This window comes from Bradyrhizobium sp. 195 (assembly GCF_023101665.1).
Taxonomy (GTDB): domain Bacteria; phylum Pseudomonadota; class Alphaproteobacteria; order Rhizobiales; family Xanthobacteraceae; genus Bradyrhizobium.
Window position 1 is genome coordinate 6,137,738 of record NZ_CP082161.1, and the last position, 25,543, is coordinate 6,163,280.

The window sequence follows — 25,543 nt, forward strand, 5'->3', positions numbered from 1 at the left end:
GGTGCCGGGACTTCCGGCAGCTTGCCTTACCGACTACTGGCCCGGGCCGTGCAGACGCGGGCACCCGTCGTTAGAACGTCACCCGCATCCCGGCGTAGAACGCGCGCGGCCTTGCAGGGCTAAGCGAGCGCGGGTCGGTGAAGTCGGCCCCGCCATTGGTGAAATTGGGCAAGGCATCGCGGTCGAAGAATTGGCCATAGGTCACGTAGCGCTTGTCGAACACATTGTCGACGCGGCCGTAGAGCTGGATGTTCTTCGCGACCTGATAGGAGGTGTGGAGATTGAAGACCGTATAGGACGGCAGCTTCGCGAATTGATTCGACTCGTCTCCGACTAGAAACTGGTTGGAGACGAACAGCGCATTGCCGCCGACCTTCCAGACGTCGGTCACAGCATAGTCGACGCCGACCTTGACGCGGTGGCGCGGGATCGCGGGGATCTGGTTGCCCGGCCTGACCTGGATCGTCTCGGTGGCCGGATCGGCAAACGGGCTTTCGGAGCCAAGCTCGAGCGGGTCAAGGTAGCGTGCGTCGACGAAGGCGTAGCTTGCCTGAAACTGAAGCGTCGGAGACTTGATGTTGACTTCGGCCTCGAGCCCTTGCCGCCTTGTCCGGCCGACATTTGTGAAATAGCCGAAGCCGGTCCGGCCAACGACCGGCACCGCCATGATGTCGTCGTGGTTGGTGGCGCGGAAGCCGCCAATCTTCCAACCGAGCGTGCCGATATTCAGCTCCTTGGTGCCGCGGAAGCCGGCCTCCACGGTCTTGGAGACGACCTGCTTGAGCGGCGGATCAGAGACCAGAAACGCGGCGATCAGGCAGGGGCGGGCTGGATCGGAGCAGCCGAGCTCGAGCGGTGTCGGCACGCGGTTGGCTTCGGAATAGCCGGCATAGGCGGTCAGTTCCGGCGTGATTTTGTAGGTGCCGCCGATCACCGGATTGAAGCGCATGAAGGTATGATCGCCGTTGAGATCGGTCCCGAGCTGGTCCTCCAGCGAGATCCGCGCCACGTTGAAACGGCCGCCGCCGGTGATGGCGAAGGCATCCGTGACGTTGAACGTGTCCATCGCATACAGGCCGTTATATTGATTGACGGTCCGCAGCGAGACGGGACCGGCAACCGTCGTCGGCTGGCCGGTCGGCCCCAGGAAGAGGCCGCTGCCGCTGACGACGTAGTTTTCTCCGATCGAGCCGATCTCGGCGGTGGCGGTGTAGCGCGTCACGCCGGCGTCATAGCTCGCACCCATCACGAAGCGGTTGTCGTGGCCGAACAACTGATCGGTGTTGGTGGCCTGCCCTGACACGCCGAAACTGGTCGAACGTATCGTGCTCCGGTCGATCTCGCCAAGAATGGTTCCCGTTGGATACGGATTGACGAGCTGCGCGCCGTTCGCGCCATTCGCCGGCGTCGCATCGTCGCCGAAGCACAGCAGCCCCGGGACGGCGCATTCTTGCACGTCGGTCGGATTGCCGTCGACGAGCTTCTGCTCGTACCTGCGCACATGCGCGGCGCCTTCGAGGGTCCAGGTCGGCGTTGGCTCGGCCTTGCCGGTCAGATTGAGATAGCCGACGCGGTTGGACGTGGTCTGCGGCGTGGTGTAGGTCGCGCCCCAATATTTATCGAGCAGCTCGGCGGGGACGGTGGCGCTGGCGCCGAAATCGTTCTTGGCGACGCCCATATTGGCGTGGAATTCGCTGTCGCCCGCCTTGTAGCCGACATCGCCGTAGAAGCGCCGCACGGTCGATTGCGAGAAATTGCGGAAGCCGTTGTCGCGCAGGCCTTCGAGCGCGGCGTAGACACCGTAGTTCTTGTCGACCTGCTTGCCCCATTGCGCCGAGCCCTGGACGCGGCCGAACGAGCCGCCCATCACGTCGATCTCGGCGCCCTGATAGGTGAAGCCGTCCTTCATTTGCAGATTGATCGCACCGCCCAGCGCATTGAGGCCGAAGGCGGGATTGTTGGTCACCAGCGTCACCGACCTGATCGCGGCGGTCGGGATCAGGTCCCAATTGACGGCATCCGAGAAGGCTTCGTTGATGCGTACGCCGTTCTGATACACGGCAAGGCCTTGCGGCGTGCCCGTCACGGGCGAAGCGACGAAGCCGCGGAATTCGACGTCCGGCTGGAACGGATTGCCGGTGACTTCGGTGATGTTGACGCCGGCGATGTTGTCGCGCAGCGCGTCGGTGACGTTCAGCGAGCCGGTGCGCTTGATCTGGCTCGAGTCGACGGCATTGATCGCCGACGGCACCTTGTCGACATCGAGGCCCCTGCCGATGCCCGGCGCAGTCGGGTAGACGTAGATGCGCGTTCGGGGACTGGCGGACGACGCAGCGCCGATGCGCGCGACCGGCCGCGTCGGTGCGGCACGCCTTGCCACCGACGGCGGCGGCGCCGTCACTTCGACCGGCGGCAAATTCTGGACGTTGGTCTCCTCGTCCGGCGCGGCCCCCGCGGGGCTCGCGAACACCATCCCGGAGACGAGACCGGTCGAGACCGAGGCCATCAACAAACGACGCTTGAACGAAAGAACCTTGCCCATCCCCGCCTTCCCATCCGTGACCACCGGCTGTTTTGATTTTCGCCGATTGGTCGAGACGAGTGTATTCGGCCGCAATGGGTGCGCCAGTCACAAAAGGTCGGGCAATATCCGCTCCCGTTTTCCCGACCAAATCGGGAATTTTTCCCGACCACGTCGGGCGCGATCAGGCAGCCGCCGTCGGAACCAGCGCTTCCACGGTCAAGCCGCCGGCATCGGAGACGACGTTGAGCGTGCCACCCAGCGCCAGAATCCGCTCACGCATGCCGACCAGGCCGAAGCCGAGCTTCTGGCCCGGCTCCATGCCGCGGCCGTTGTCGCTGACCCGCACCCGGGCGCAGCCTCGGCCGTCGTGCGCCATCTGCTCCACCGGCTCGATGACGACATTGACCGAGGTCGCCCCGGCGTGGCGGAACACGTTGGTGAGCGCCTCCTGCACGATGCGGTAGATGGTTAGATCGGCGGTCTCGCCGGTGACCCCAAGCGAGGGCGAGATCACGGTCTCGATCGCGACATCGGGATGCGACTCCCGCCACAGCCGCGACAGCGATTCGAGCGCCTGCCGCAGGCCGAGTTCGGCGAGACCGACGGGGCGGAGGCGTTCCAGCACGCGGCGATTGAACTGCTGCAGCGCGTTGATCTGCTCCAGCATGGCACTGCCATGTTTTCGCACTGCGTCGGCGCTGGGAACGCGTCCGTCCGCCTGCTTGGCGAGCGCGCTGGCATGCGCGCGCAGCGAGAACAGATACGGCCCGAACTCGTCATGGAGCTCGCGCGCGATCTCCTTGCGCTCGATGTCCTGGAGGGACACTGCTCGCTCGGCGAGGCGGCGCTTGTCCTCGACCGCCTCGCCCAGCGTTGCCGCAAGGTGGTTGAGCTTGGTGCAGATCGCGGCGAGCTCGGGCGCGCCGCCCGGCGCGACGCGGGCCTGATAGCGCCCAGCTTCGAGCTCGGCCATCACATCCGCAAGGGACTGCAGCGGCGCAAGGGCCCGGCCGACCACATTCATCATCACCAGAAACAGCGCCAGCGCGATCGCCGAGCCGACCTCGAGCTGGGTCACGATGCCGTCCCAGATCTCCGCGATCTCGTCATCGGGATGTGAGGTGATCAGGAGCGAGCCGGGCCTGCCCTGGATCGAAACCGGCACACTCACCGCGGTTTGCTCGGGATGAACCAGGCTGACGAACCAGGCCGGCGGCCCGCGCGTGTCGGCGTCAGTGTCAAGCCGGGGCGGCGTCTGCGGATTGCCGCCGGCATCCCGGAGCGTGATGCTGACATGGCGCAGACGGCTGAGGTCGCGCGCGATCTGGTTCAGCCTGGCATCCGGATCGGGCGCCTCGTTGAGATCGGCCACGATCATCTCGATGAACTCGCGCGCGAGCCGGATCACGCTCTGGTCCTCGGCCTGCACGCGGGGACCTGCCTCCGCCACCTGGCGGCCGATATTGACGGCGAGCCCCAGGGCCAGCAGCAGCGCCAGCAACAGGTTGATGCGCCCGCGCAAGGATAGGTTTTGCCACATGGGTATCGCTCGTGCCCCGCGAAGGTTTGGCCCGCGCCTGCCCGATGACGTTGACAGGGGCGAAGCGGCGGATATCTAATCGAAAGCGTACAGCAATCCCGGCCGGGTTGCATGATCCGACATGAGACGCATGCGGCTCCTTGTTCGGTATCATGCGGCACGACAACAGGCCGGAGCTGTCACGGGGAACGCCTATGCGCATTCTGATCGTCGACGATCATCCCATTGTCGCCTCCGGCTGCCGCGCCGTGCTGGCCGACGAGGGCGAGATCGAGATTTTGGAGGCCGCCGACGCCGAAGACGGCGAGTGCGTCTTCATTGTCGAACGCCCCGACCTCTGCATCATCGACATCAACTTGCCGACCGTCTCCGGATTCGAGCTCGCGCGCCGCATCCTCGAGCGCGCGCCCGAGGCCCGCATCATCATGTTCAGCATGAACGACGACCCGGCCTTTGCCGCGCGCGCGATTGAATGCGGCGCCAAGGGCTACGTCTCCAAGACCGGCGATCCCGACGACCTCGTCGAGGCGATCCGCGCCGTCGGCGGCGGCGGCACGTACCTGCCGAGCGCGATCGCGCGCAGCATCGCCTTTGCGGGACCTGCGCTGGCGCAAAGCCCGCTGTCGAAGCTGAACGCGCGCGAGATGGAGATCCTGCGGCTGCTCAGCGCCGGGAAGAGCCTGTCAGAGATCGCCTGGCTGGTGCAATCGTCCTACAAGACGGTCGCCAACACTTCGTCCATCATGCGCCAGAAGCTCGGAGTGAAGACCTCGGTCGAGCTGGTGCGGCTGGCGATCGACAGCGGTGTCGCCTGACGCGGCAGCTGCCACAAATTCGGTCACACAAGCGTTGCAATATTGATGTGGTGAGATGCCACGGAGTGAAGGCATGACGATTCAGACTGACTCGACGAACAAATCCTACGGCGGCGTGCAGGGTGTCTATCGCCATGCGAGCCAGGCGACCGGAACCGACATGGTGTTCTCTGTCTATGTTCCCCCGCATGCCGACGGCGCCAAGCTGCCCGTGGTCTGGTACCTCTCCGGGCTTACCTGCACGCATGCCAACGTCACCGAGAAGGGCGAATTCCGCAAAGCCTGCGCCGAGCTCGGCCTGATCTTCGTCGCACCCGACACCTCACCGCGCGGGCCCGACGTGCCGGGCGATGCCAACAACGCCTACGATTTTGGCCTCGGCGCCGGCTTCTATGTCGATGCGACGCAAGAGCCGTTCGCGCGCAATTATCGGATGTGGAGCTATGTGACCGACGAGCTGCCGAAGCTGATCGCGGGAAATTTTCCCGTCGATGCCAAGCGTCAATCGGTGATGGGCCATTCCATGGGCGGTCACGGCGCGCTCACGGTGGCGCTGCGCAATCCGCACCGCTATCGCGCCGCGAGCGCATTCGCGCCGATCGTGGCGCCCTCGCTCGTGCCCTGGGGCACCAAGGCGCTGACCGGCTATCTCGGACCGAACAAGGACGCCTGGCGCGGCCACGACACCGTGGCGCTGATCGAGGATGGCGCGAAGTTTTCCGGCTTTCTGGTCGATGTCGGTGAGGCCGACAATTTCCTGAAGGAGCAGCTCAAGCCGGAGCTGCTCGAAGCCGCCTGCACCAAGGCGAGCATCCCGCTGACGCTGCGACGTCAGGCGGGTTACGATCACAGCTATTACTTCATCTCGACCTTCATGGGCGACCATCTGCACTGGCATGCAGAGAGATTGAAGGGGTGATGTCTTTCTTCCTTCTCCCCTTGTGGGAGAAGGTGGCGCGAAGCGCCGGATGAGGGGTATCTATCCGCGCATTCAATGGGATGAATGGACTCGCGGAGAGAAACCCCTCACCCGTCTCGCCGCTTTGCGGCGAGCCACCCTCTCCCACAAGGGGAGAGGGTGCAGTGGCGTACGCGGAGAGAAAGAATCACTCCCGCTTCCCGTAATTCGGCGCCAGCAGGCGATTGCGGATCAGATAGCTCATCGTGCGCGTCCAAGCTTCATCCGTGTTGCCGCGCATGTCGGCGCTGGCCGCCGCGATCATGTTGCCGGTCTTCACGTCGCGCAGATAGATGTTGAGGTTGATGATCAGGTTCGAGACCTTCTGCACCATGCCGGTGATCTCCAGGTCTGCTCCTAACTCCCCGGCGAGCTTGAGATCGCAGCCGCCGCAGGCCTGTAAGTTGGCGTGGCGGGCCGCGTCCCTGACCGGCGCGATGTCGAGCACCTGGAACCTGCCGGAATCCGTCAATTCCTTGCGGAGCTGCTCGCTGATGCGCACGAGCCGCGCCTCTTCGGGCCTGGAGCCGTAGAACTCGCCGGGCAGGCTCGTGTCGATCAGCTCGAAATCGAACACTGCGAGTTTCGGCGGGTCGGCGCGCGCGACCGACCCCGTCAACAGCAAAGCGGCGAAACATATCAGCGCTCGCATGATCGTGATTCCAGTCCTCATGCGCGCGGGGACGAAATGCGGGGTTGCATGCCCTGACAAATTGGTCATGCTTTAGCAGAGACAATTCTCTACCGGCGGTCAAGCGGGGGAGAGCGCCTGGAGGAAACATGATCCGATGGTTGGCCGGTCTGATCGGCTTTGGTCTCGCTGCGACGAGCGCGCTCGCGGCGGAGCCTGCCCTGATCGGCGTCGGCTATCTCGGCGTCGCCGGTACCAGATCGACGCTGTCGCTGGTCGATCAGCCCGCGGAGAATGACGGCCTCGCCGGCGCGCGCCTCGCGATCGAGGACAACAACACCACCGGGAAATTTCTGGGTCAGCGCTTTGCCCTGGAAGAGCGCCGCATCAAGGAAGGCGAGGATCCGGTGCAGGCCGCGACCGCGCTCGCGGAGAAGAACGGCTTCATCATCGCTGACCTGCCCGCCGATGCGCTGCTGAAAGTCTCGGACGCCCTGCGCGAGCGCGGCACGTTGCTGTTCAATACGGGCGCGATCGACGAGCGGCTGCGCGAGGCCGATTGCCGCGCCAATGTCATCCACACCGCGCCGACGCGCGCGATGCTGGCCGATGCGCTCGGGCAATATCTCGTTTGGAAGAAGTGGTCACGCTGGCTGCTGGTGGTCGGCTCGCATGACGAGGACAAGCTGTTCGCCGAAGCACTGAGGCGCACCGCCACGCGGTTCGGCGCCAAGATCGTGCAGGAGAAGACTTTCGAGGACAAAGGCGGCGCGCGACGCACCGACAGCGGCGTCACGCTGATCCAGCGCCAGATGCCGGTGTTCACGCAAGGCGCACCCGCTTACGACGTGCTGGTCGCCGCCGACGAGAGCGAGGTATTCGCGGCCTATCTGCCCTACCGCACCTGGGATCCACGGCCCGTTGCGGGCTCGGCCGGGCTCGTGCCGCGCAGCTGGGACGCGGCACAGGACCAGTGGGGCGCGATCCAGATGCAGAACCGCTTCATGAAGCTGAATTCGCGGCGCATGACCGCGCTCGACATGCAGGCCTGGACCGCCGCCCGAATGATCGGCGAAGCCACCTCGCGCACCAATTCCGGCGACGTCAAGAAGGTGACGGACTTCATCAAGGGCCCGGACTTCTCGGTCGCCGCCTTCAAGGGCACGCGATTGACCTTACGCGACTGGAATTGGCAGCTGCGTCAGCCGATCCTGCTGGTCGACGGCCGCATGGTGGTGTCGGTGTCGCCGCAGGAGGGATTCCTGCACCAGGTCTCCGAGCTCGACACGCTGGGCTATGATCGTCCGGAGAGCAAATGCAAGTTGAAATGAGCATTGTGAGATGAGTTCAAGCTGTCACGGCGACGACGCTGCGCCCCCTCCCCCGCTTGCGGGGGAGGGTTGGGGAGAGGGTGTCTCCGCTCGCGAGAACCCCCAAGAGGAGAAAACCCTCACCCGTATCGCATCTTTCGATGCGATACGACCTCCCCCGCAAGCGGGGGAGGTGAAGACCGCCCGCGGACAGAGATCGCACATGCTAAGAGCAGCGTTGCTTATGGCTCTGGCGACAACCGCAGCGCCCGCGCATGCGTTCATCGCCTATGTCTCGAACGAGAAGAGCAATACGGTGACGGTGATCGACACCGACAGCTGGACCGTGACCAAGACCATCAAGGTCGGCCAGCGCCCGCGCGGCATCGATTTCACACGGGACGGCAAGTTCGTGATGGTCGCGGTCGGCGACGACGACACCATTCAGGTGATCGACGCCAAGACGCAGAGCGTGGTGGACAGCCTGCCCTCCGGACCCGACCCGGAATTGTTCGCCCAGGATGCCGCCGGCAAGATCCTCTACGTCGCCAACGAGAACGACAACACGGTGACCGTGATCGACCTCGAGAAGCGCACGCGGCTCGGCGACATCCAGGTCGGCGTCGAGCCCGAGGGCATGACCATCAGCCCCGACGGCAAGACGCTGATCAACACCTCGGAAACGACCAACATGGCGCATTTCATCGACACCTCGTCGCGCCAGATCGTCGCCAACGTGCTGGTCGATGCGCGGCCGCGCTTTGCCGAGTTCAAGCACGATTCTTCGGAAGTGTGGGTGTCCTCCGAGATCGGCGGCACCGTCTCGGTGATCGACCCGAAAAAGCACGAGGTGATCGGCAAGGTCACGTTCGAGATTCCTGGCCTGCGGAAAGAGGCGATCCAGCCGGTCGGCATCGGCATGACCAAGGACGACAAGACCGCCTTCATCGCCCTCGGGCCGGCCAACCGCATCGCCGTGGTCGATGTCGCCTCGCGCAAGGTGACGAAATATCTCCTGGTCGGCCAGCGGGTCTGGCACATGGCGTTCACGCCCGATGAAAAATATCTGCTGACCACCAACGGCGTATCGAACGACGTTTCGGTCATCGACGTCGCCGCGCAAAAGGTGATCAAGACCATTCAGGTCGGCGAACTGCCCTGGGGCATCACGATCGCGCCATGACCAGCCCTGCTCCGATTCCCGAACCACAGGAGGCGCCGAGGCTGGAAGCGGCCGCGGCGCCGGCGCTGTCGATCGACGGCGTCAGCCATGCCTATGGGCCGCGCCGCGCGTTGATCGACGTCTCCTTCAACGTGCAGCCGGCGAGCTTTACGGCCCTGCTCGGCCTCAACGGCGCCGGCAAGAGCACGCTGTTCTCGCTGATCACGCGCTTGTTCGGCATCCAAAGCGGCCGGGTCTGCATTTTCGGCCACGACATCAGCAAGAGCCCCGGCGAGGCGCTGCGGCTGCTGGGGGTCGTGTTCCAGCCGCGCACGCTCGATCTCGACCTGTCGTTGACGCAGAACCTGCTCTACCACGCCGCACTCCACGGCATCAGCCGCCGCGAGGCCGCTGCGCGTAGCGCCGAGCTGCTCGGCCGCATCGGACTCGAAGACCGCGCCGGCAGCAAGGTGCGCGATCTCTCGGGCGGGCAGATGCGGCGGCTCGAGATCGCCCGGGCGCTGCTGCACCGGCCGCGACTGCTGCTGCTCGACGAGCCGACCGTCGGCCTGGATGTCAAGGCGCGCGCCGACATCATCAGCCAGGTCCGCCAGCTCGTGACGGAGCAAGGCATCGGCGTGCTCTGGGCCACGCATTTGTTCGACGAGATCATGCCCAGTGACGACCTCGTGGTGCTGCACCATGGCAAGGTGCTGGCGCGGGGGCCGATGAGCCGCGTCATCACCGAAGCCGGCGCGCAGGACGTCAACACCGCCTTCATGCGCCTGACCGGCGCGCAAACCATGCCGGGAGGCGGCGCATGAGCAGCATCACCACGCGTGACGCGCCGCGCGGCTTCTCATTTGCCGAGTATATGACATGCCTCACCGGCATCGTCTGGCGCGAGGGGTTGCGCTTCCTGCATCAGCGTGAGCGCTTCGTCTCGGCGCTGGTGCGGCCGCTGGTATGGCTGTTCATTTTCGCCGCCGGCTTCCGCCAGGTGCTCGGCATCTCCATCATCCCGCCTTACGAGACCTACATCCTCTACGAGGTCTATATCGCGCCCGGGCTGATGGCGATGATCCAGCTCTTCAACGGCATGCAATCCTCGCTCTCGATGGTCTATGACCGCGAAATGGGCAACATGCGCACGCTGCTGGTGAGCCCGCTGCCGCGCGGCTTTCTCTTGTTCTGCAAGCTGCTGGCGGGCACCGCGGTGTCGCTGCTGCAAGTCTATGCGTTCCTCCTGATCGCCTGGTTCTGGGACATCACCCCGCCGTCATCGGGCTATCTCACCGTGCTGCCGGCGCTGATCTTGTCCGGGCTGATGCTGGGTTCGCTCGGCATGCTGATCTCCTCCGGCATCAAGCAGCTGGAAAATTTCGCCGGCGTGATGAATTTCGTGATCTTCCCGATGTTCTTCGCCTCCTCCGCGCTCTATCCGCTCTGGCGGGTGCAGGAGGGCAGCCCTTATCTGTACTATCTCTGCGAGGCCAATCCGTTCACCCATGCGGTCGAGCTGATCCGGTTTGCACTGTACGGACAGATCAACTGGATCTCGCTGGCGGTGGTCGCCGCTTGCACAATCGTCTTCATGATCGGCGCGATTTGGGCCTATGATCCCTCGCGTGGGCTGGCGCGACGGGGGCCTGCAGGAGGCGAAGGATGAAGGTTCTGGCGATGGCTGCACTAGTGCTCGCGCTGTCGGGCACGGCCACCCGCGCGGCCGATCCGCGCTACCCCCACTGGCCCTGCACGCAGGCCAAGGTGCCGGAGATCTCGCTCGCGGCCGTCTGGGCTGGTCCTGCGCTCGACGACGCCGAGACCAAGTGGAAGAACGACACCAAGATCACCGCGCTGGTCGCCAAGCTGTCGGCGCGCAAGACATCGATGGACGAGGCCGAGAAATCTGTGAAGGACTTCTTGGCCGCCTCTTCCGCCGACAAGACAGCGAATGCAAAGCTGCTGTTCGCCGGCCTGTTCGACACGCTCAACGCCCAGCGCTCCCAGGTCATGAGCGGGCTCGAGCGCGTCAGCCGCAAGCAGCGGGAGGCCGCCGACAAGATCCGCGAGGAGACAATTCAGCTCCAGGCGCTTCAGGGTGCCACCCCGCGTGACGAGGCCAAGGTGGAGACGCTCGGTAACGAGCTGATCTGGAAGACCCGGATTTTCGAGGACCGCAACAAGGTGGTGCGATTCGTCTGCGAGGTTCCGACCACGATCGACCAGCGCCTGTTCGCGCTCGGCCGCGTGATCCAGCAGGAAATGGAATAGCGCCCTGCACTCCCGATGGGTTCCCGAGCATCGTTAACCTTTGCCCTGCTATCTGCCGGAACCAAATCGATCTAGGATGGCTTGTCGAAGTGAACTCCAAGACGTCGGGAGGCCTCGATGGGAACTACAAGATTCATCTTTGCGGGCGCTGCGGCCCTCAGCATGCTCGCAACCAGCGCTCTTGCTGACGATTTGACCGGAATGGTCATGCGGATCGATCGGCTCAACGGCACGATCTCGATCCAGCAGACGCAGAAGGGTACGGTCGGCGCCAGCACTGGCAGCGCCGGCGCGCTCCAGGAGTACAAGGCCAAGGACGCCGCGATGCTGGACGCCGTTCATGCCGGCGACAGGGTGAACTATTCCGCGACCGACAATAACGGCACCGGCACGCTGACGAAGCTGCAGAAGCAGTAGGGCTGGGGTCGCCTCTTCCTGCTTGCAGGGAGAGGCGCACTCCGCGAGCTCACCCACGTCGATCGAGGCGATATTGCGCCACATCGTCATTGCGAGGAGCCGTTGCGACGAAGCAATCCAGAATACCTCCACGGAAAGATTCTGGATTGCTTCGCTGCGCTCGCAATGACGTGGAGGGAGTTGAGCCTCTCTTAGGCTGTAGCTGCGGAGCCAATCAGGTCCCTCATTGCTCCGGCCGGGGCTCCGGCTGCACCTCTTCGGTGGGAAGCTTCGCACGCTCCCAGCCGTCGGTGCCGTCTGGGTACCAGGCGATGTTGGAATAGCCATAGGCCCGCGCGCGCTTGGCAGCGTTCCAGGACATCCAGCAGTCGGCGAGGCAATAGATCACCACCAGCGCGGCCCTGTCGCCGCCCGAGGCACGCGCGAGCCCGCGCTGGAAATAATCCTCCATGGCCGGCGGCAAATTGCCGTAGCCGGTATCGGGCAGCCAGATGCTGCCCGGAATGTTTCTGCGCGGCGCATCGCGCCACACCGTGCCTTCCGGCAGGTTCTTCGGCTTCGGCGGGCGCGGCAGCACGTCGATGAACGCGCCGCTTCTGGCGCGCCAGATCGCTTCGGCTTCCATTGTGGTGAGCACGCGCGCGCCAGCAAGCGTCGCCGGCACCGGCGCGCGATAATTGTCGGCGCGGTAATTCTCGGGCTCGAACGGCTCCTGCTGCTGCGCCAGAACCGGCGCCGCCAGCAGGGCAGCGACGAGCGCACCGGCACGAAGCCGCCTCATGGCGTCTACCTCATGGCGTCTTCTTGGCCGTCTCCGCACTGAGCGGCCGATCGCTCTCGTCGAGCAGCGGTACGCCGAAGTCGACCAGGATCTTGTTGATCTCGGCCTGGTTCTCCTGGATCAGCTTGTTGAGCTGCCGCTTCCAGTTCTGGTCGGCGGGACGCACGCCCATGCCGATGCGATAGACCAGCTTCGGCCCCGTGGTTTCCTTCACCAGCGGCGTAACGTGGAGCGAGCCGACCTTCTTCGCGTAATAGCCGGCCATGGGCCCCCACAGCACGCCCGCGTCGATCTTGCCGGCAGTGAGATCGTCGATCATGGCCTGCGCGGAATTGTCGTAGCGCGTGTCGACCATCAGCGGATAGGGCTTTGCAGTGCTCATCAGGCCGGCAATGGCCATGTTGGTCGCCGGCGGCGTCCCGGCGACGATGCCGACATGCTTGCCCTTCAACTTCGGATCCTCGAGCGTATCGACGTCCTCGAGCCCGCTGCCCGCCTTGGCAACCAGTGCATAGCTGGTGCGGTAATAGGGATTGGTGCCCTGCACGACGTCATCGCCTTGCGGAAAGCCCATGATGACGTCGCAGCGATGCGCACCCAGCGTCATCCGCACGAAGCCGGTGGCCTGCGGAAAGAAGACGTAATCGAGCTTCTTCTTGAGCTTGTCGGCAAAGAGCTCGGCCAGCTTGTTCTCGAACCCCTCGCCCTTCTCGTTCGAGAACGGCAGATTGCGCGGATCGGCGCAGACACGAAGCACGTGCGGGTCGACCAGCTCGAACGAGAGGTCGCCGCTGTCATTGGTCTGCGCCACGGCAACGTCGCCGAGCGCGCAGGACGCAACCAGGACCCACATTGAAAACAACCAGCGACGATGTCGTCCGGCCTCCGTCATCGTGCTTCCTCCTCGTTTTGTTTGAATGCTATCCATGCAACGCATGACGCACCATGTTTGCCAGACTTCGCTGGCTTCGCTTTGTTGCAGTGCAGCAAACCCTTTAAACTGAGGCGGAAAAGTGTTTCGCATCGCTCGAGTGATCGCAGCCTTGTCCCTGCTGGGGATAGCAACGCTAGCACGGGCCGGGGCGGCCGAATTGCCTGTGAGCGAAGTCGCACCGGGAATCTTCGTACACTCCGGGGCCATTGCCCTGATGACCCGCGAGAACGAGGGCGACATTGCCAATGTCGGCTTCATCGTGGGCGATGACGCCGTGGCCGTCATCGACACCGGCGGCAGCCTCCGCGAAGGCGAGGCCCTGCTGGCCGCCGTGCGGGCTCGCACGCCCAAGCCCATCCGCTATGTCATCAACACCCATGGCCATCCCGACCATGTCTTCGGCAATGCGGCCTTCGCCACCGCAGAAACGAGCTTCGTCGGCCATAGCAAGCTGCCGCAGGCGCTCGCCACGCGCGGGCCCTACTATCTCGACAATTTTCGCCGGATCATGGGCAATGAGTTGATAGATCCCGTGAAGATCATCGCCCCCACCCTGCTGGTTTCGGACGCGATGACGCTTGATCTCGGGTCGCGCCGACTGACCTTGCGCGCCTGGCGGACCGGGCACAGCGACAGCGATGTGACCGTATACGACGAAACGACCCAAACCCTGTTCGCAGGCGACCTCGTCTTTCTCCGCCACATTCCGGTCATGGACGGCAGCATCCGCGGCTGGCTCGACACGTTGAAGGCATTGGAGACCATACCCGCGCGACGCGTCGTTCCCGGTCACGGCCCCGTGAGCGACTGGCCTGCCGCGCTGACCGATGAACGTCGTTACTTGTCAACGCTGCTGTCCGACGTGCGTGCACTGAACAAGAACGGCGAACCGATCCGAGCCGCCGCCAATAAGGCCGCGGCTGAGGAGCAGCCGGGTTGGGAATTGTTCGGCGATTACAATGCCCGCAACGCAACTGCAGCATTTTCGGAAATTGAATGGGAGTAGCGGGCGCGCTATCATGAGCAAGAGATCAGCTTCGCTGACTCCGGGACCATGATCATGACCAGATGGACACGCCGCCTGCCCCTGATCGCCGCGCTGCTCGGCATCGCCTTCGCCGTGCCGGCGCAGGCTGAAGAGGCCGACGATCCCTGGCCGGGCCTGGTGCAGGACATCTTCAACAATCGCCCGATGAATGACGGCAGTGCCGTCGTCGGCATCGAGATGCCGTATCGCGCAGAGGACGCGGCGATCGTGCCGGTGACTTTGCGCAGCAAGCTGTCGCCCGCAGATGGCCGCCGGATCCGTTCGATAACGCTCGTGATCGACCGAAACCCGGCGCCGATGGCGGCGAAGTTCGAGCTCGGCTCCGATGCCAATGTCACCGAGATCTCGACGCGCGTGCGCGTCAACAATTACACCGATGTCCATGCGGTGGCCGAGCTCAGCGACGGCCAGCTCTATGTCTCGAAAGTCTATGTGAAGGCCTCCGGCGGCTGCTCGGCACCGGCTGGAAAGAACGCCGAGGAAGCCAACAGCAGGCTCGGCAAGATGCGCTACCGGCAGTTCGCGCGCGAGGAGGCGCCGGCGAGCCGTATCCGCGAAGCGCAGATCATGATCGGCCATCCCAACAATTCCGGCCTGCAGATGGACCAGGTCACGCAGCTCTACATTCCCGCGTTCTTCATCAACCAGCTGAAGCTGACGCAGGACGACAGCCCCGTGCTGTCGATGGAAGGCGGCATCTCGATCTCGGAAGATCCTAACCTGCGCTTCACCTACGTCTCCAACGGCGCCAGGCGTTTCCGCGCGGAAGCCAAGGACACGGACGGACATGTGTTCCGGAATGAGTGGGACGTGGAGAAGCCGGGGACTTGAGGACGGAGTACCCTCCCCTGGAGGGGGAGGGTCGACTCACATTGAGCGTAGCGAAATGTCAGACGGGGTGGGGTGACGGTCTCTCCCCATCCGACTGTGCCCGAGTGGAGAGATCACCCCACCCCGCTCGCGCTACGCGCGATCGACCCTCCCCCTCCAGGGGAGGGTAAGACACCGCGGCTAGATCAAAAACACCTCACTTCAGCTTCCGCCTGCGCCCGCCTTAAATCATTCACCGCCGTGTTCGCCTGCTCCGAGGTGCGGAACTGAACGCCGAGATTGCCGCGCACCTGCGACATGCTGAGCGCGGTCTCCGCGGTAACATAGCGCTCATAGGGGACGATCGAGGCCACCACGTCGATCGAGCAGGAACATTGCTCGATCGACTGCCGGCTCTCACCATTGGCCTTCATGCAGCCATAGACGTACTCCGCGCGCGCAGACGTGGGATAATCGTTGGCTTCCTCGGCCCGCGCCACGCACGCCGTCGCCGCCAGCACCGTCAATGCGGCGACAATCGGTCGTAGCTGTCCGGCCAGTTTCATGCGCATCCTCCCGCTGGTTGCGACCAAAGCTATGCTATGCGTATTGTCCTGAAAAGCACTCTGTCAGAGGAAACGGCTCACAAGGTGATGAGAGCACTCGGTGTGATAAGGGCACTTGGTCGAACATTGGCGCTCGCAACGACGTTGGCGCTGACGCTCGCCGCACCCGGCCGCGCCGCGGATACCATCCGCCTTGCGGTGCAGAAGACCGGAACATTCTCCTGGGAGCTGGCCGCGATCCGTGCGAGCGGTCTCGACAAGGAAGCGGACCTCGCGCTGGAAGTCACCGAGCTCGCGAGCACCGAAGCCGGCAAGATCGCGATGCGCGCGGGCAGCGCCGACATTATCCTGTCGGACTGGCTGTGGGTGTCGCGCGAGCGGGCGCTTGGCGCCAAGCTCACCTTCTATCCCTACTCCAGTGCGCTCGGCTCAGTGATGGTGCCGGCCTCGTCGCCGATCAAGTCGCTCGCCGACCTGAAGGGCCGCAAGCTCGCCGTCGCCGGCGGAGCCATCGACAAGAGCTGGCTGCTGCTCCAGGCGCGCATGAAGCAGGACGGCATCAACCTGAAGTCGGAGGCAACCATCGTCTATGGCGCCCCGCCCTTGATCACCGCCAAGGCACTCGACGGCGAGATGGATGCGAGCCTCAACTTCTGGAATTTCTGCGCCCAGCTCGAAGCCAAGGGTTTTAGGCGCCTCGCCGGCATCGAGGACATCCTGCCGAAGCTCGGCGCCAAGGGCGCGGTCTCCGCGGTCGGGTATGTCTTCGACGAGAGCTGGGCCGCGAGCCATCGCGAAGCGGTGGCGCGCTTCATCGCGATGACCCGCAAGGCCAAGCAGCTGCTGGTGAGCTCGGATGCGGCCTGGGACAAGATCGCGCCGTTGACCGGCACCAGCGATGCCACCCTGCTCAAGACCTATCGCGACCGTTATCGCGACGGCATTCCGCGCCGGAGCGTCGACGACGAGGAAAAAGACGCGCGCGTGCTCTACCGCGTGCTGGCCGAGACCGGCGGCCGCGACCTCGTCGGCCCCGCCGCTGAGCTCGATCCCGGCACGTTCTATCACGCCGTGCCTGGAGACTGAGGTGCTGCGTCTTCTGTCGTTCGCCCTGTTCCTCGCGATTTGGTGGATTGCCGCGCTGTTCGTCGGCGGCGCGAAGCTGCCCTCGCCGCCGGCCGTGCTCGAGGTGATGATCTCGGAAGCCTCATCGGGTGCGCTGTTCCTGCATCTCGGCGCCACGCTGGCGCGCGTCACCCTCGCCTTCGTGCTGGCGATGTCGCTCGGCAGCGCCATCGGCTACCTGATGGGACGGGTCAGGCTCGCCGACCGGCTCGGCGATCCCTGGCTGATCCTGCTGCTCAACCTACCCGCGCTGGTCGTGATCGTTCTGGCCTATATCTGGGCCGGCCTCACCGAGACCGCAGCGATCGCGGCAATCGCCATCAACAAGCTGCCGACCGCGGTCGTCACCTTGCGCGAGGGCACCCGCGCGCTCGACCGCTCGCTCGACGAGATGGCGAGCGTGTTCGCGATGCCGCGATGGCGCGCGTTCCGCCATGTCGTGCTGCCGCAGCTTGCGCCCTACATCGCCGCCGCGGCCCGTTCCGGACTGTCGCTGGTATGGAAGATCGTGCTGGTCGCCGAACTGCTCGGGCGTCCGAACGGCGTCGGCTTCGAGATCGGCGTCGCCTTTCAGCTGTTCGACACGCCGCGGCTGCTGGCCTATTCGCTGACATTCGCCGCGGTCGTGCTCGTGATCGAAACCTTGCTGGTGCAGCCGTTCGAAGCCCGCGCAACACGGTGGCGGCCACGTGCGGCTTGAGGTCGATATCACAGGCAAGACGTTCAGGAGTGCCGCGGGCGGAACGCACGAGGTGCTCGCGCCGCTTAAATTCGCGCTTTGCCCCGGCGAGGTCGGCGTACTGATCGGTCCGTCCGGCTGCGGCAAGAGCACGATGCTGCGCATCATCCTCGGGCTCGACGGCGATTTCAGGGGCCACGTCGCGCGTCCACCACAGGCACGGATCGGAATGGTATTCCAAGAGCCGCGGCTGCTGCCGTGGCGCTCGGTCGAGCAGAATGTGCGGCTGGCGGCGCCCGACGTGACCGAGGCAAAGCTGTCGGAGCTGTTCAGGATTCTGGAGCTGGAGGCGCATCGCAGCCACTTTCCCGGCGAGTTGTCGCTCGGCCTTGCCCGGCGCGTCGCGCTCGCCCGCGCCTTCGCCGTCGAGCCTGATCTGCTGGTGCTCGACGAGCCCCTCGCTTCGCTCGACGACGCGCTCGCCGGCCGCTTGCGCGACGAGATCGCAACGCTGGTGGCGAGCCGTCCGGTGATGACGCTGCTCGTCACCCACAGTCTCGACGATGCGATCCGGCTCGGCGATCGCCTGTTCTTTTTGTCGCCGCGCCCCGCGCGCATTCTGGCCGAGGTCCCCATCGGCATCCCGCGCGAGGCACGCGGCGACGCCGAGATTGCCGCGATCAAAGCCGGACTTGCGCAGCGAGCCCAGGGTGAACCGGGCGGCGAACGCTCCGGGCGGGATGCCTCATAGGCAACCGCGCGGCGCGTGTGCTAAACAGGCCGGTAGCGGAGCCTGACGATGAGACGAACCGTTGCTCTGATGACGCTTGGCTTCGCGCTCGTCGCGACCATGGCGAGCGCTCAGGACATGATGCGTGACGTCGACCTCACCTCACCCGCCATGGTCTCCGCCGAGATGAGCCGGCAGGAGGTCGAGGCTACGCTGGCCAATGCGAGCGCCGGCGCGCCGGCCGATTTGACCGGCAGGCGGTTATCGGGGCTCGATCTCAGTGGTCTCGACCTGACCAAGGCAATTCTCCGCACGGCACGGCTCAACAAGACGAAACTCGCCGGCGCCCGGCTCGACGGGGCGATCCTCGATCAGGCGTGGCTGTTGGATGCGGATCTCACGGGCGCAAGCCTGAAGGGCGCCAATTTGTTCGCTGCGCAGATGGCGCGCGCTCACCTCGACGGCGCCGATTTGACTGGCGCGCGCATTGCGGCCGATCTCAGCGGCGCGAGCCTGGTCGGCGCGACGATCGCGGATGCGCATCTCGGCGCCGACATGCGCAACCAGTCGATGGGACTGATGCGCGCCGTGCTGCGATCGGCCAATCTGGCGCAGTTGAACGCGCGCAACGCCGACCTGTCCCGGGTCGATCTCGAATTTGCTTCCCTCAAGGGGGCCGACCTGACCGGCGCGTCACTCCGGAACGCCCAGCTCGGCGGCGCCGACCTGACCGGGGCAACCGTCATCGACACCGATTTCGAGGGCGCCGACCTCACCTCCGCCAAGCTGATTGCACCGATCGGCCTTGACCGCGCCAAGAATTTCGACAAGGCAAAGAACCGCGAGCGCCTGATCAGACAATAGCGGCGTCGCCTTGGGAGGACGATTTGATGCGTTGGGCTCTGGTTTTGATCGCGTTGCTGGCGTTTGCCGGCGAAGCCGCCGCGCAAGGCAAAGGCAAGGGCATCAGGCTCTGGAACCTGACGACGGAGACGATCTCCGGCTTCCAGCTCTCACCCGCCGGCAAGACCGAATGGGGCCCGAACCAGTGCTTGAACGACAAGGACAAAGAGGTCGATCACGACGAGAGGCTGCGCATCACCGGCGTCGAGCCGGGCCGCTATGACGCCAAGGTCAGCTATCCCAACGCACGGCAGTGCGTCGTTCGCGACATCGAGATCAGGGCGGATGCGGTGTTCTCGATCGCCGACAAGGATCTGAAGGACTGCACCAAGTAAAGGGACGCCTTACGCCCTGTCGTTCGGGTGCGGATATTCGCAGCGCCACCGCACCGCGTGCCACTTCGGATGCTCTCCGACCCATTGCGCGATATAGGGCGGCGCGGCCATCGCACATTGCCGCGGCGACCCACCATAGTTGAACATCAGATGCTGCTCCTCGCAGGTCGCAGGCGAGAGCACCGCACACACAGTCACCACCAGATCAATCGGGTTCATGCCGGGATCCTTGCAAGGGCAATCGAGATTAGCACGAAAGGTTACGTTCCGCGGAGGGGGAAGTTTCATTTTGCGGGGATGGGGCGGGAACTGGAGGCCGAGGCTCAGATTCCCCTCTCCCCTCGTGGGACTAAAAATTCACCCCGAACACCAGCCGGGCCTGGTGGCGTTCGAAATTGACGAGGTCGAGATTTGCGGATGACCCGGCCGGACGGCCCCAGGCCTGCATGCTCCAGCTCAAGGTGAGCCGTGAGCGCTCGGATAGCTGGAAATATGCGGTCGGGCCGACGAACAGCGCCTGGCCTGAAAACTCCCCGAGGCCGATGCCTTCATATTGCCTGAAGTAGCGCAGCTCGCCGCCGAGCAGAACATTGGGCCGCACGCGCACCAGGCCGGCAAACGCCGCCCCGATCGTCGAGCTCTTCTCGGACTGCCCCGTCACCTCGAAGCGCGCCCATTCCGGCTGATAGATCAGGTTGAGCGCGCCGATGGCGAAGTTCGGGATGAGCTCGCGATCGATGGCGAGGGTGAATTCGGTGCCGTACATCCGCCCTTTCGCGCCGCTGGTCTCGTCGATGCGGTCGCCATGGAGCTCGGCGGCGATGGTGAGACCGAACGGCGCGCGCTCGCGGTCGAGCAGGCGATAACGCAGGTCTAACGAAGCCCCCTGGAAGTTGAGCTGGCGGCGGTCGTCGATATCGCGGACGCCGGTGATGTCGTGCAAGCTGGCCGTACCGCCGACCTCGACGCGAAAGTTCGGCAGCGGCACGACTTCGATCTCGAACTCGTGCTCGAGGGCGCGATATGTGCCGCCGCCCTTGCCGAAGCGCCCTGTCGTCTGGGTCTGGAATTCACGTTCGCCGGGATTGCCGACATCGGTGCCGATCATGAAGCCGAAGATGTGCTCGGTATCGAAGCTCTCTTCGGCGCTGACGCGTGCGGGTAGAAGCGCGACCGTGCAGGCAGCAATAGTCCAGAAGCTGTTGGCTCTCGCGCGCATTCCTGACACTACCACGGCTTCGACGGCGTTTGCCATCGAAGCCGCGGCAGGTCGTCAGTCTTACTTGCGCGAAGCGCAGGCGTACATGTTGATTTCCATGCCGACCGGCACTTCCACGATCTTCGGAGCTTTCCAAGCCATTCGGGGTCTCCCCAAGGTATTGAGCGCGACATCGCGCGGCGCAAAACCTAGGGCTGCGTCAGGTGCAGTTCAAGCCTCGATTCGGTTGTCGAGCGCGTCTGTGTCGATTCTTCGCGACTGCATTTCGCTCTGGGACAAAGCCAGTTCCCTCTTGGTCAAACACGACCTGCAAGACACTGCCTTGTGCGACGCACCGCGCGTCGAATCGACACCAACGGCGCCGCGCCGTCAGCAGCCCTTGTCTGCCATCGCGGCGTCCGGCTTGGCACCGTCGGCCCGCTGAGCCGCCGTCGGCTGGCTCTGCATCTGCCGCTGCGCATCTTCGGATGACGCCGGCGTTTCACCGCTCGCACGATTCATCGTGCTGGTCGGCGGATGCTGGCTGCTGTCGCCCGCTGAGCTGGACGAGTGCGACTGCGCCGAGCCTACGGTGACCGGACCAGAACCAGCATCCTTGTCAGTGCTGGCGCTGCCCGTGTTGCATGGGCCGGCGATGGCGACGCCGGCGCTCAACGTCAGGATCGCGCAGGCGGCAAGAACGGAACGTTTCGTGTTCATCTGCATCTCCTCTTCTCCCGCGGCGCTGCCCCGGCGCCTGGCAGGACATCGCGAAGAGAACAGGCCGAACTGCCCGATGTTCCGAGTGTCGGAGCGGAAATGCTCGCAAAAACCGCCCGCCTCAGGTCTGTTCCGTTGCGCTCACCGCAACAATCGCAGCAGCGCGCGGCCGGCGCGCGAGTTCAGCTCCTTCGCATCCAGCGTTCCATCCTTGTCGGGATTGGCTGCATTGAAGCGCCGCTCGACCACGGACAAATATTCGTCGAGCGTCAGCGTCCCATCCTGGTCGGGATCGGCCGCGGCGAGTTCTTTCGCCGTCAACCGTCCGCGCAATTCGCGCGCATCGAGCGTGCCGTCATGATCGGGATCGAGCTTTGCGAACAATGCGGCGGCCGCCTTCTTCACCTCGGCAAGATCGAGCGTGCCGTCATTGTCGGTATCGAACAACTTGACCGCGTTGCCGGCGGCGGACCATGCCGGACCGGACAACAGTGCAATCGTGAGCGCAAGCGCAATTGAGCGACGCGAAATCATCAAGACCTCCCAGACTGGAGCCCCGGTGCGGGGCGAAGCAGCAACGAGGTAAATCCACAAGCGGCTCCCGGTTCAAGTCCGGAATACAACTTGCGCGCGCCACAACTCGCGGAATCCGACCGCTCGCCCGGACCACTTTGACCGGACGGAGCTGCTTCGTGGCGCGGAATTTCCCAGCGTCTCCGCACAAGTGGGACTTGCTGCGTCAGGTTTCCGTAAGGTGACCATCACCTGCGTTCAACGATATCGGCACGACGCATGCGACTTTCGTATTGACGCGTTTTGGTTTCCGACGGAGATTTGCTTCCGCGGCGTCAAAAGGCGCGCATATTGGGAGGAACGGATGAAACGCTTTGCGATGGCCGCGAGCCTCGTCATGCTTGCATCGACTTGTGCAAGCGCACAGACCACCGAGCAACTGGTCAAAGGCGCGACCGATACATCGAACGTTCTCAATTACGGGATGGGCTACAATCTGCAGCGCTTCTCGACGCTGAACCAGATCAACAAGGACAGCGTCAAGAACCTTGTCCCGGTCTGGAACTACTCTTTCAACGACGATCGCAGCGAGGAATCGCAGCCCATAGTCTATCAGGGCGTGATCTACGTGACCTCGCACAATGCGACCATGGCGGTGGATGCCAAGACCGGCAAGCAGATCTGGAAGAGCAAGATCGAATATCCCGCCGAGACCCCCCGAATCGTCTGCTGCGGCATCATCAATCGCGGCGTCGCAATCCACGAAGGCAAATTGTTTCGTACGACGCTCGATGCCAACGTGATCGCGATTGACGCAAAGACAGGCAAGGAGCTTTGGCGTCAGAAGGCCGCCGACATCAAGGAAGGCTATTCGATGACGGTGGCCCCGCTGGTCGCCGACGGCGTCGTCATCACCGGCATCTCCGGCGCCGAGTTCGGCACGCGCGGCTTCATCGACGGCTGGGATCCGGCGACAGGCAAGCACCTGTGGCGCACCCATTCCATTCCCGCGCCGGAAGAGCCCGGCGGCGACACCTGGAAGGGCGACACCTGGAAGCTCGGCGGCGGCTCGACCTGGATCACCGGCTCTTATGACGCCGAGCTGAACACCGTATATTGGGGCATCGGTAATCCCGGCCCGTTCAATTCGGCGGTGCGCCCCGGCGACAACCTCTACACCTGCTCCGTGCTGGCGATGGATCCCAAGACCGGCAAGATCAAGTGGCACTACCAGTTCTCACCGAACAATCCGTTCGACTATGACGCGGTCGCCGAGATGGTGCTCGCGGATGTGAACGTCGAGGGCAAGCCGACCAAGGCGCTGATGAATGCCAACCGCAACGGCTTCTTCTACGTTCTCGACCGCACCAACGGCAAGCTGCTGGCGGCCAATCCTTACGTGAAGGTGAATTGGGCGACCGGCGTCGACATGAAGACGGGCCGTCCGATCGAAACCGACGTCGCCAAGGAGGCGCGCGAGGGCAAGAAGGTGACGGTCTATCCCTCCATCCTCGGCGGCAAGAACTGGGAGCCGATGTCGTTCAATCCACAGACCGGCCTTGCCTACGCCAACACGCTCGCCTTCGGCGGCAGGTACAAGGCCGAGCCCGTCACCTTCAAGCAGGGTGAATGGTATCTCGGCATGGACCTGACCGATCCCTGGGAGTTCGGGGACGGACCGCGCGGTCACCTCAAGGCGATCGATCCCATGACCGGCAAGTCGAAGTGGGAAGCGCCGAGCGACATTCCACGCTTCTCGGGCGTGCTGTCGACCGCGGGCGGCGTCGTATTCTCGGGCGCACTGACCGGCGAGTTCGAGGCATTCGACGCCGACACCGGCAAGAAGCTCTGGCAGTTCCAGACCGGCTCCGGCATCGAGGGCCAGCCGGTGACCTGGCAGCAGGATGGCGTGCAGTATGTCGCGGTGACCAGCGGTTATGGCGGCGTCTACTCGCTGTTCTCCGGCGACGAGCGGCTTGCCAAGGTGCCGCCCGGCGGCTCGCTGTGGGTCTTTGCGGTCAAGCAGTAATCCGCGGCATGATGCTGAGAGACATGTTTGACAGGACGGCGGCGATTTTCGCCGCCGCCCTGGTGCTGACGGTCGCGCTTGCGGCGACCGTTCGTGCCGCCGACGAGCCAACCGGCAATCCCATGCAGGCGCAGATCGACCACGGCAAGTCGACCTATGCCGAGAAATGCTCGCACTGCCATGGCCCGAACCTGATGAACTCCGGGACCATCACACCGGATCTGCGCGTCTTCCCCGACGACAAGACGCGCTTCGTCACCACGGTGAAGAACGGCAAGAACAACAAGATGCCGCCCTGGGGCGACATCCTCAGCGACGACCAGATCGGGGATCTCTGGGCCTTCATCTCCAGCCGGAGAAAACCATGAGGGGCCGGCATGCAGCATGTTGCCTCGCCGCCGTTCTGTCGACGATGGCGTCGGTCGCGCTTGCGGCCGACGATCCCCTGAAGATCTGTCTCGACGAGGACCGGCCGCCGCTCTCGATGCATCAGCGCGGCAAGCCGGATGCCGGCTTCGACGTGCTGCTGGCGCAGGCGATCGCGGAGCGGCTCGGACGGCCGCTGGCGATCCAGTGGTTCGAGAGCAAGCTGGACGAGGATTCCAGTCCACAGCTCGAGGCCAACGCGCTGCTCTCGGATGGGCGCTGCTCGCTCGTCGGCGGCTACGCGCTGACGCAGGATTCGCTCGTCGTCCCCGGGATGAAGACGGCGCGCTTGCCGGACTTCGCCGGGGCCACACGCGACGATCGGCGGCGCCGCGTCGCGCTCGGCGTGCTCACCCCGAGCCAGCCTTACGTCTATTCGCCGATGACGGTGGTGCTCGGGCCGAAGGCAAGCGGCCGCAAGATCGGCGACATCGGCGATCTCACTGGGCTTAGTCTGGTCATCGAAAGCGGCTCGCTCGGCGACGCCATCCTGATGACATTCGACAAGGGGCGGCTGATCGACGGCATCACCCATCTCGTCCCCGGCCGCGACGATCTCCTCGGCGCGCTCCAGCGCGGCGACCATGACGCGACGCTGATCGACCTTGCGCGCTTCGACGCCCATCGCGCCGCGCACCCCGACAGTGCGCTCACGGCGTCCGGCTATTACTACCCGATCGGCGCCAATCGCGGCTATGTCGGTCTTGCCAGCGATGGCGCGCTGATCGATGCCGTCAACAAGGCGCTGAGCGCCCTCGCGGCCGAGGGCAGGATCGCCGAATTCGGCAGACAAGCCGGCCTCACCTATCTGCCGCCGCGCGAGCCGGCGATTCTGGGCGACGTCTGGACGAAGATCATTCAGCGGTGAGGCTCTCTTGTCCGGACGCGGTGCGGCACGCAGTGACGCTCCGCAGAGCCGGGAAAGAAGTGCGAGATACGGCGCTCGCACTGCCCCTCCATCCTCATTGCGAGCGCAGCGAAGCAATCCAGAATCTCTCCGCGGAGATACTCTGGATTGCTTCGTCGCTTCGCTCCTCGCAATGACGGAGCAAAGAGCATCGTCTCCAAGCTGGTCTGGCCATGCGGCGAACCGTAAGATGCCTGCGGTTTCATTT

General features: G+C 64.4%; 29 protein-coding genes. 18 read left to right on the forward strand and 11 right to left on the reverse strand.

What is annotated here, in order from left to right; genetic code table 11:
• Positions 1 to 70 precede the first annotated feature (70 nt).
• Together IVB26_RS28755 and IVB26_RS28760 are read right to left on the reverse strand one after the other, a co-directional pair.
• Entirely contained in the window at positions 71 to 2,542 is a 2,472-nt protein-coding gene (locus IVB26_RS28755; RefSeq protein ID WP_247968465.1) for a TonB-dependent receptor, read from the reverse strand.
• A 163-nt stretch (positions 2,543 to 2,705) separates the two neighbouring features.
• On the reverse strand, positions 2,706 to 4,064 hold the full coding sequence (locus IVB26_RS28760) for a histidine kinase (protein WP_247968466.1): 1,359 nt from the start codon (positions 4,062 to 4,064) through the stop codon (positions 2,706 to 2,708).
• Positions 4,065 to 4,258: 194 nt separating this feature from the next.
• Between IVB26_RS28760 and IVB26_RS28765 the strand changes: the two genes are divergently transcribed.
• Both IVB26_RS28765 and fghA read left to right on the forward strand, forming a co-directional pair.
• Complete coding sequence (locus IVB26_RS28765; RefSeq protein ID WP_157326983.1) at positions 4,259 to 4,879, forward strand: response regulator; 621 nt, start codon at positions 4,259 to 4,261, stop codon at positions 4,877 to 4,879.
• Between the two features lie 73 nt (positions 4,880 to 4,952).
• Positions 4,953 to 5,798 (forward strand): S-formylglutathione hydrolase, encoded by an 846-nt coding sequence (gene fghA / locus IVB26_RS28770; RefSeq protein ID WP_247968467.1) that lies wholly within the window; start codon positions 4,953 to 4,955, stop codon positions 5,796 to 5,798.
• Positions 5,799 to 5,985: 187 nt separating this feature from the next.
• Here the strand turns inward: fghA and IVB26_RS28775 are convergent, their stop codons facing one another.
• On the reverse strand, positions 5,986 to 6,558 hold the full coding sequence (locus tag IVB26_RS28775; RefSeq protein WP_247968468.1) for a DUF3280 domain-containing protein: 573 nt from the start codon (positions 6,556 to 6,558) through the stop codon (positions 5,986 to 5,988).
• 59 nt (positions 6,559 to 6,617) lie between these two features.
• On the opposite strand from IVB26_RS28775, the gene IVB26_RS28780 reads away from it, so the two are divergent.
• The 6 genes from IVB26_RS28780 (at position 6,618) to IVB26_RS28805 (ending at position 11,631) form a co-directional block, all read left to right on the forward strand.
• The gene (locus IVB26_RS28780) at positions 6,618 to 7,799 is read left to right on the forward strand and encodes an ABC transporter substrate-binding protein (protein ID WP_247968469.1); all 1,182 of its coding nucleotides are present in this window, start codon (positions 6,618 to 6,620) and stop codon (positions 7,797 to 7,799) included.
• A gap of 223 nt (positions 7,800 to 8,022) precedes the next feature.
• Positions 8,023 to 8,961 carry a YVTN family beta-propeller repeat protein gene (locus IVB26_RS28785; protein WP_247968470.1) on the forward strand — a complete coding sequence of 313 codons (939 nt, stop codon included), beginning with the start codon at positions 8,023 to 8,025 and terminating at the stop codon, positions 8,959 to 8,961.
• The gene (locus IVB26_RS28790; protein ID WP_247968471.1) at positions 8,958 to 9,764 is read left to right on the forward strand and encodes an ABC transporter ATP-binding protein; all 807 of its coding nucleotides are present in this window, start codon (positions 8,958 to 8,960) and stop codon (positions 9,762 to 9,764) included. Before IVB26_RS28785 ends, IVB26_RS28790 begins: the two co-directional genes overlap by 4 nt.
• Positions 9,761 to 10,609: an ABC transporter permease gene (locus tag IVB26_RS28795; protein WP_247968472.1), complete on the forward strand. Its 849-nt coding sequence runs from the start codon at positions 9,761 to 9,763 to the stop codon at positions 10,607 to 10,609. The genes IVB26_RS28790 and IVB26_RS28795 overlap by 4 nt, the downstream gene beginning before the upstream one ends.
• Entirely contained in the window at positions 10,606 to 11,214 is a 609-nt protein-coding gene (locus IVB26_RS28800; RefSeq protein WP_247968473.1) for a hypothetical protein, read from the forward strand. Before IVB26_RS28795 ends, IVB26_RS28800 begins: the two co-directional genes overlap by 4 nt.
• A gap of 117 nt (positions 11,215 to 11,331) precedes the next feature.
• Entirely contained in the window at positions 11,332 to 11,631 is a 300-nt protein-coding gene (locus IVB26_RS28805; protein ID WP_246918049.1) for a copper-binding protein, read from the forward strand.
• A gap of 223 nt (positions 11,632 to 11,854) precedes the next feature.
• Here the strand turns inward: IVB26_RS28805 and IVB26_RS28810 are convergent, their stop codons facing one another.
• Together IVB26_RS28810 and IVB26_RS28815 are read right to left on the reverse strand one after the other, a co-directional pair.
• A complete protein-coding gene (locus IVB26_RS28810; RefSeq protein ID WP_247968474.1) occupies positions 11,855 to 12,412 on the reverse strand; it encodes a PQQ-dependent catabolism-associated CXXCW motif protein in 558 nt (185 codons plus the stop codon).
• A gap of 10 nt (positions 12,413 to 12,422) precedes the next feature.
• The gene (locus tag IVB26_RS28815) at positions 12,423 to 13,304 is read right to left on the reverse strand and encodes a substrate-binding domain-containing protein (protein WP_247968475.1); all 882 of its coding nucleotides are present in this window, start codon (positions 13,302 to 13,304) and stop codon (positions 12,423 to 12,425) included.
• Positions 13,305 to 13,425: 121 nt separating this feature from the next.
• Here IVB26_RS28815 and IVB26_RS28820 point away from each other — a divergent pair, with 121 nt between their 5' ends.
• Together IVB26_RS28820 and IVB26_RS28825 are read left to right on the forward strand one after the other, a co-directional pair.
• Complete coding sequence (locus IVB26_RS28820; RefSeq protein WP_247968476.1) at positions 13,426 to 14,352, forward strand: quinoprotein relay system zinc metallohydrolase 2; 927 nt, start codon at positions 13,426 to 13,428, stop codon at positions 14,350 to 14,352.
• 54 nt (positions 14,353 to 14,406) lie between these two features.
• Positions 14,407 to 15,225, forward strand: coding sequence for a quinoprotein dehydrogenase-associated SoxYZ-like carrier (locus IVB26_RS28825; RefSeq protein ID WP_247968477.1), 819 nt, complete (start codon positions 14,407 to 14,409; stop codon positions 15,223 to 15,225).
• Between the two features lie 185 nt (positions 15,226 to 15,410).
• Here IVB26_RS28825 and IVB26_RS28830 read toward each other — a convergent pair whose 3' ends face one another.
• On the reverse strand, positions 15,411 to 15,770 hold the full coding sequence (locus IVB26_RS28830) for a hypothetical protein (protein WP_166468550.1): 360 nt from the start codon (positions 15,768 to 15,770) through the stop codon (positions 15,411 to 15,413).
• Between the two features lie 87 nt (positions 15,771 to 15,857).
• Here IVB26_RS28830 and IVB26_RS28835 point away from each other — a divergent pair, with 87 nt between their 5' ends.
• Genes IVB26_RS28835 through IVB26_RS28855 form a run of 5 tightly spaced genes read left to right on the forward strand, consistent with a single transcriptional unit; the run spans position 15,858 to position 19,542 of the window.
• Entirely contained in the window at positions 15,858 to 16,856 is a 999-nt protein-coding gene (locus tag IVB26_RS28835) for an ABC transporter substrate-binding protein (RefSeq protein WP_247973292.1), read from the forward strand.
• Between the two features lies 1 nt (position 16,857).
• The gene (locus IVB26_RS28840) at positions 16,858 to 17,595 is read left to right on the forward strand and encodes an ABC transporter permease (protein WP_247968478.1); all 738 of its coding nucleotides are present in this window, start codon (positions 16,858 to 16,860) and stop codon (positions 17,593 to 17,595) included.
• Positions 17,585 to 18,325 carry an ABC transporter ATP-binding protein gene (locus IVB26_RS28845; RefSeq protein ID WP_247968479.1) on the forward strand — a complete coding sequence of 247 codons (741 nt, stop codon included), beginning with the start codon at positions 17,585 to 17,587 and terminating at the stop codon, positions 18,323 to 18,325. The genes IVB26_RS28840 and IVB26_RS28845 overlap by 11 nt, the downstream gene beginning before the upstream one ends.
• Before the next feature lie 48 nt (positions 18,326 to 18,373).
• Positions 18,374 to 19,168: a pentapeptide repeat-containing protein gene (locus IVB26_RS28850; protein WP_247968480.1), complete on the forward strand. Its 795-nt coding sequence runs from the start codon at positions 18,374 to 18,376 to the stop codon at positions 19,166 to 19,168.
• A gap of 26 nt (positions 19,169 to 19,194) precedes the next feature.
• Complete coding sequence (locus tag IVB26_RS28855) at positions 19,195 to 19,542, forward strand: hypothetical protein (RefSeq protein ID WP_247968481.1); 348 nt, start codon at positions 19,195 to 19,197, stop codon at positions 19,540 to 19,542.
• 9 nt (positions 19,543 to 19,551) lie between these two features.
• On the opposite strand, the gene IVB26_RS28860 is transcribed toward IVB26_RS28855, so the two are convergent.
• From IVB26_RS28860 to IVB26_RS28880, 5 genes are all read right to left on the reverse strand, one after another.
• Positions 19,552 to 19,761 (reverse strand): hypothetical protein, encoded by a 210-nt coding sequence (locus tag IVB26_RS28860; RefSeq protein WP_247968482.1) that lies wholly within the window; start codon positions 19,759 to 19,761, stop codon positions 19,552 to 19,554.
• Positions 19,762 to 19,891: 130 nt separating this feature from the next.
• Complete coding sequence (locus IVB26_RS28865) at positions 19,892 to 20,797, reverse strand: hypothetical protein (protein WP_247968483.1); 906 nt, start codon at positions 20,795 to 20,797, stop codon at positions 19,892 to 19,894.
• A 24-nt stretch (positions 20,798 to 20,821) separates the two neighbouring features.
• Complete coding sequence (pqqA, locus tag IVB26_RS28870; RefSeq protein ID WP_008562446.1) at positions 20,822 to 20,902, reverse strand: pyrroloquinoline quinone precursor peptide PqqA; 81 nt, start codon at positions 20,900 to 20,902, stop codon at positions 20,822 to 20,824.
• A 228-nt stretch (positions 20,903 to 21,130) separates the two neighbouring features.
• Entirely contained in the window at positions 21,131 to 21,460 is a 330-nt protein-coding gene (locus IVB26_RS28875) for a hypothetical protein (RefSeq protein WP_247968484.1), read from the reverse strand.
• A gap of 141 nt (positions 21,461 to 21,601) precedes the next feature.
• Positions 21,602 to 21,994 carry an EF-hand domain-containing protein gene (locus IVB26_RS28880; protein WP_247968485.1) on the reverse strand — a complete coding sequence of 131 codons (393 nt, stop codon included), beginning with the start codon at positions 21,992 to 21,994 and terminating at the stop codon, positions 21,602 to 21,604.
• Positions 21,995 to 22,337: 343 nt separating this feature from the next.
• On the opposite strand from IVB26_RS28880, the gene IVB26_RS28885 reads away from it, so the two are divergent.
• The 3 genes from IVB26_RS28885 to IVB26_RS28895 are packed head-to-tail and all read left to right on the forward strand — an operon-like array spanning position 22,338 to position 25,296.
• Positions 22,338 to 24,002: a methanol/ethanol family PQQ-dependent dehydrogenase gene (locus IVB26_RS28885; RefSeq protein WP_247968486.1), complete on the forward strand. Its 1,665-nt coding sequence runs from the start codon at positions 22,338 to 22,340 to the stop codon at positions 24,000 to 24,002.
• 23 nt (positions 24,003 to 24,025) lie between these two features.
• On the forward strand, positions 24,026 to 24,370 hold the full coding sequence (locus IVB26_RS28890; RefSeq protein WP_458309294.1) for a c-type cytochrome: 345 nt from the start codon (positions 24,026 to 24,028) through the stop codon (positions 24,368 to 24,370).
• A complete protein-coding gene (locus IVB26_RS28895; RefSeq protein WP_247968487.1) occupies positions 24,367 to 25,296 on the forward strand; it encodes a type 2 periplasmic-binding domain-containing protein in 930 nt (309 codons plus the stop codon). Before IVB26_RS28890 ends, IVB26_RS28895 begins: the two co-directional genes overlap by 4 nt.
• The last annotated feature ends 247 nt before the right edge of the window (positions 25,297 to 25,543 follow it).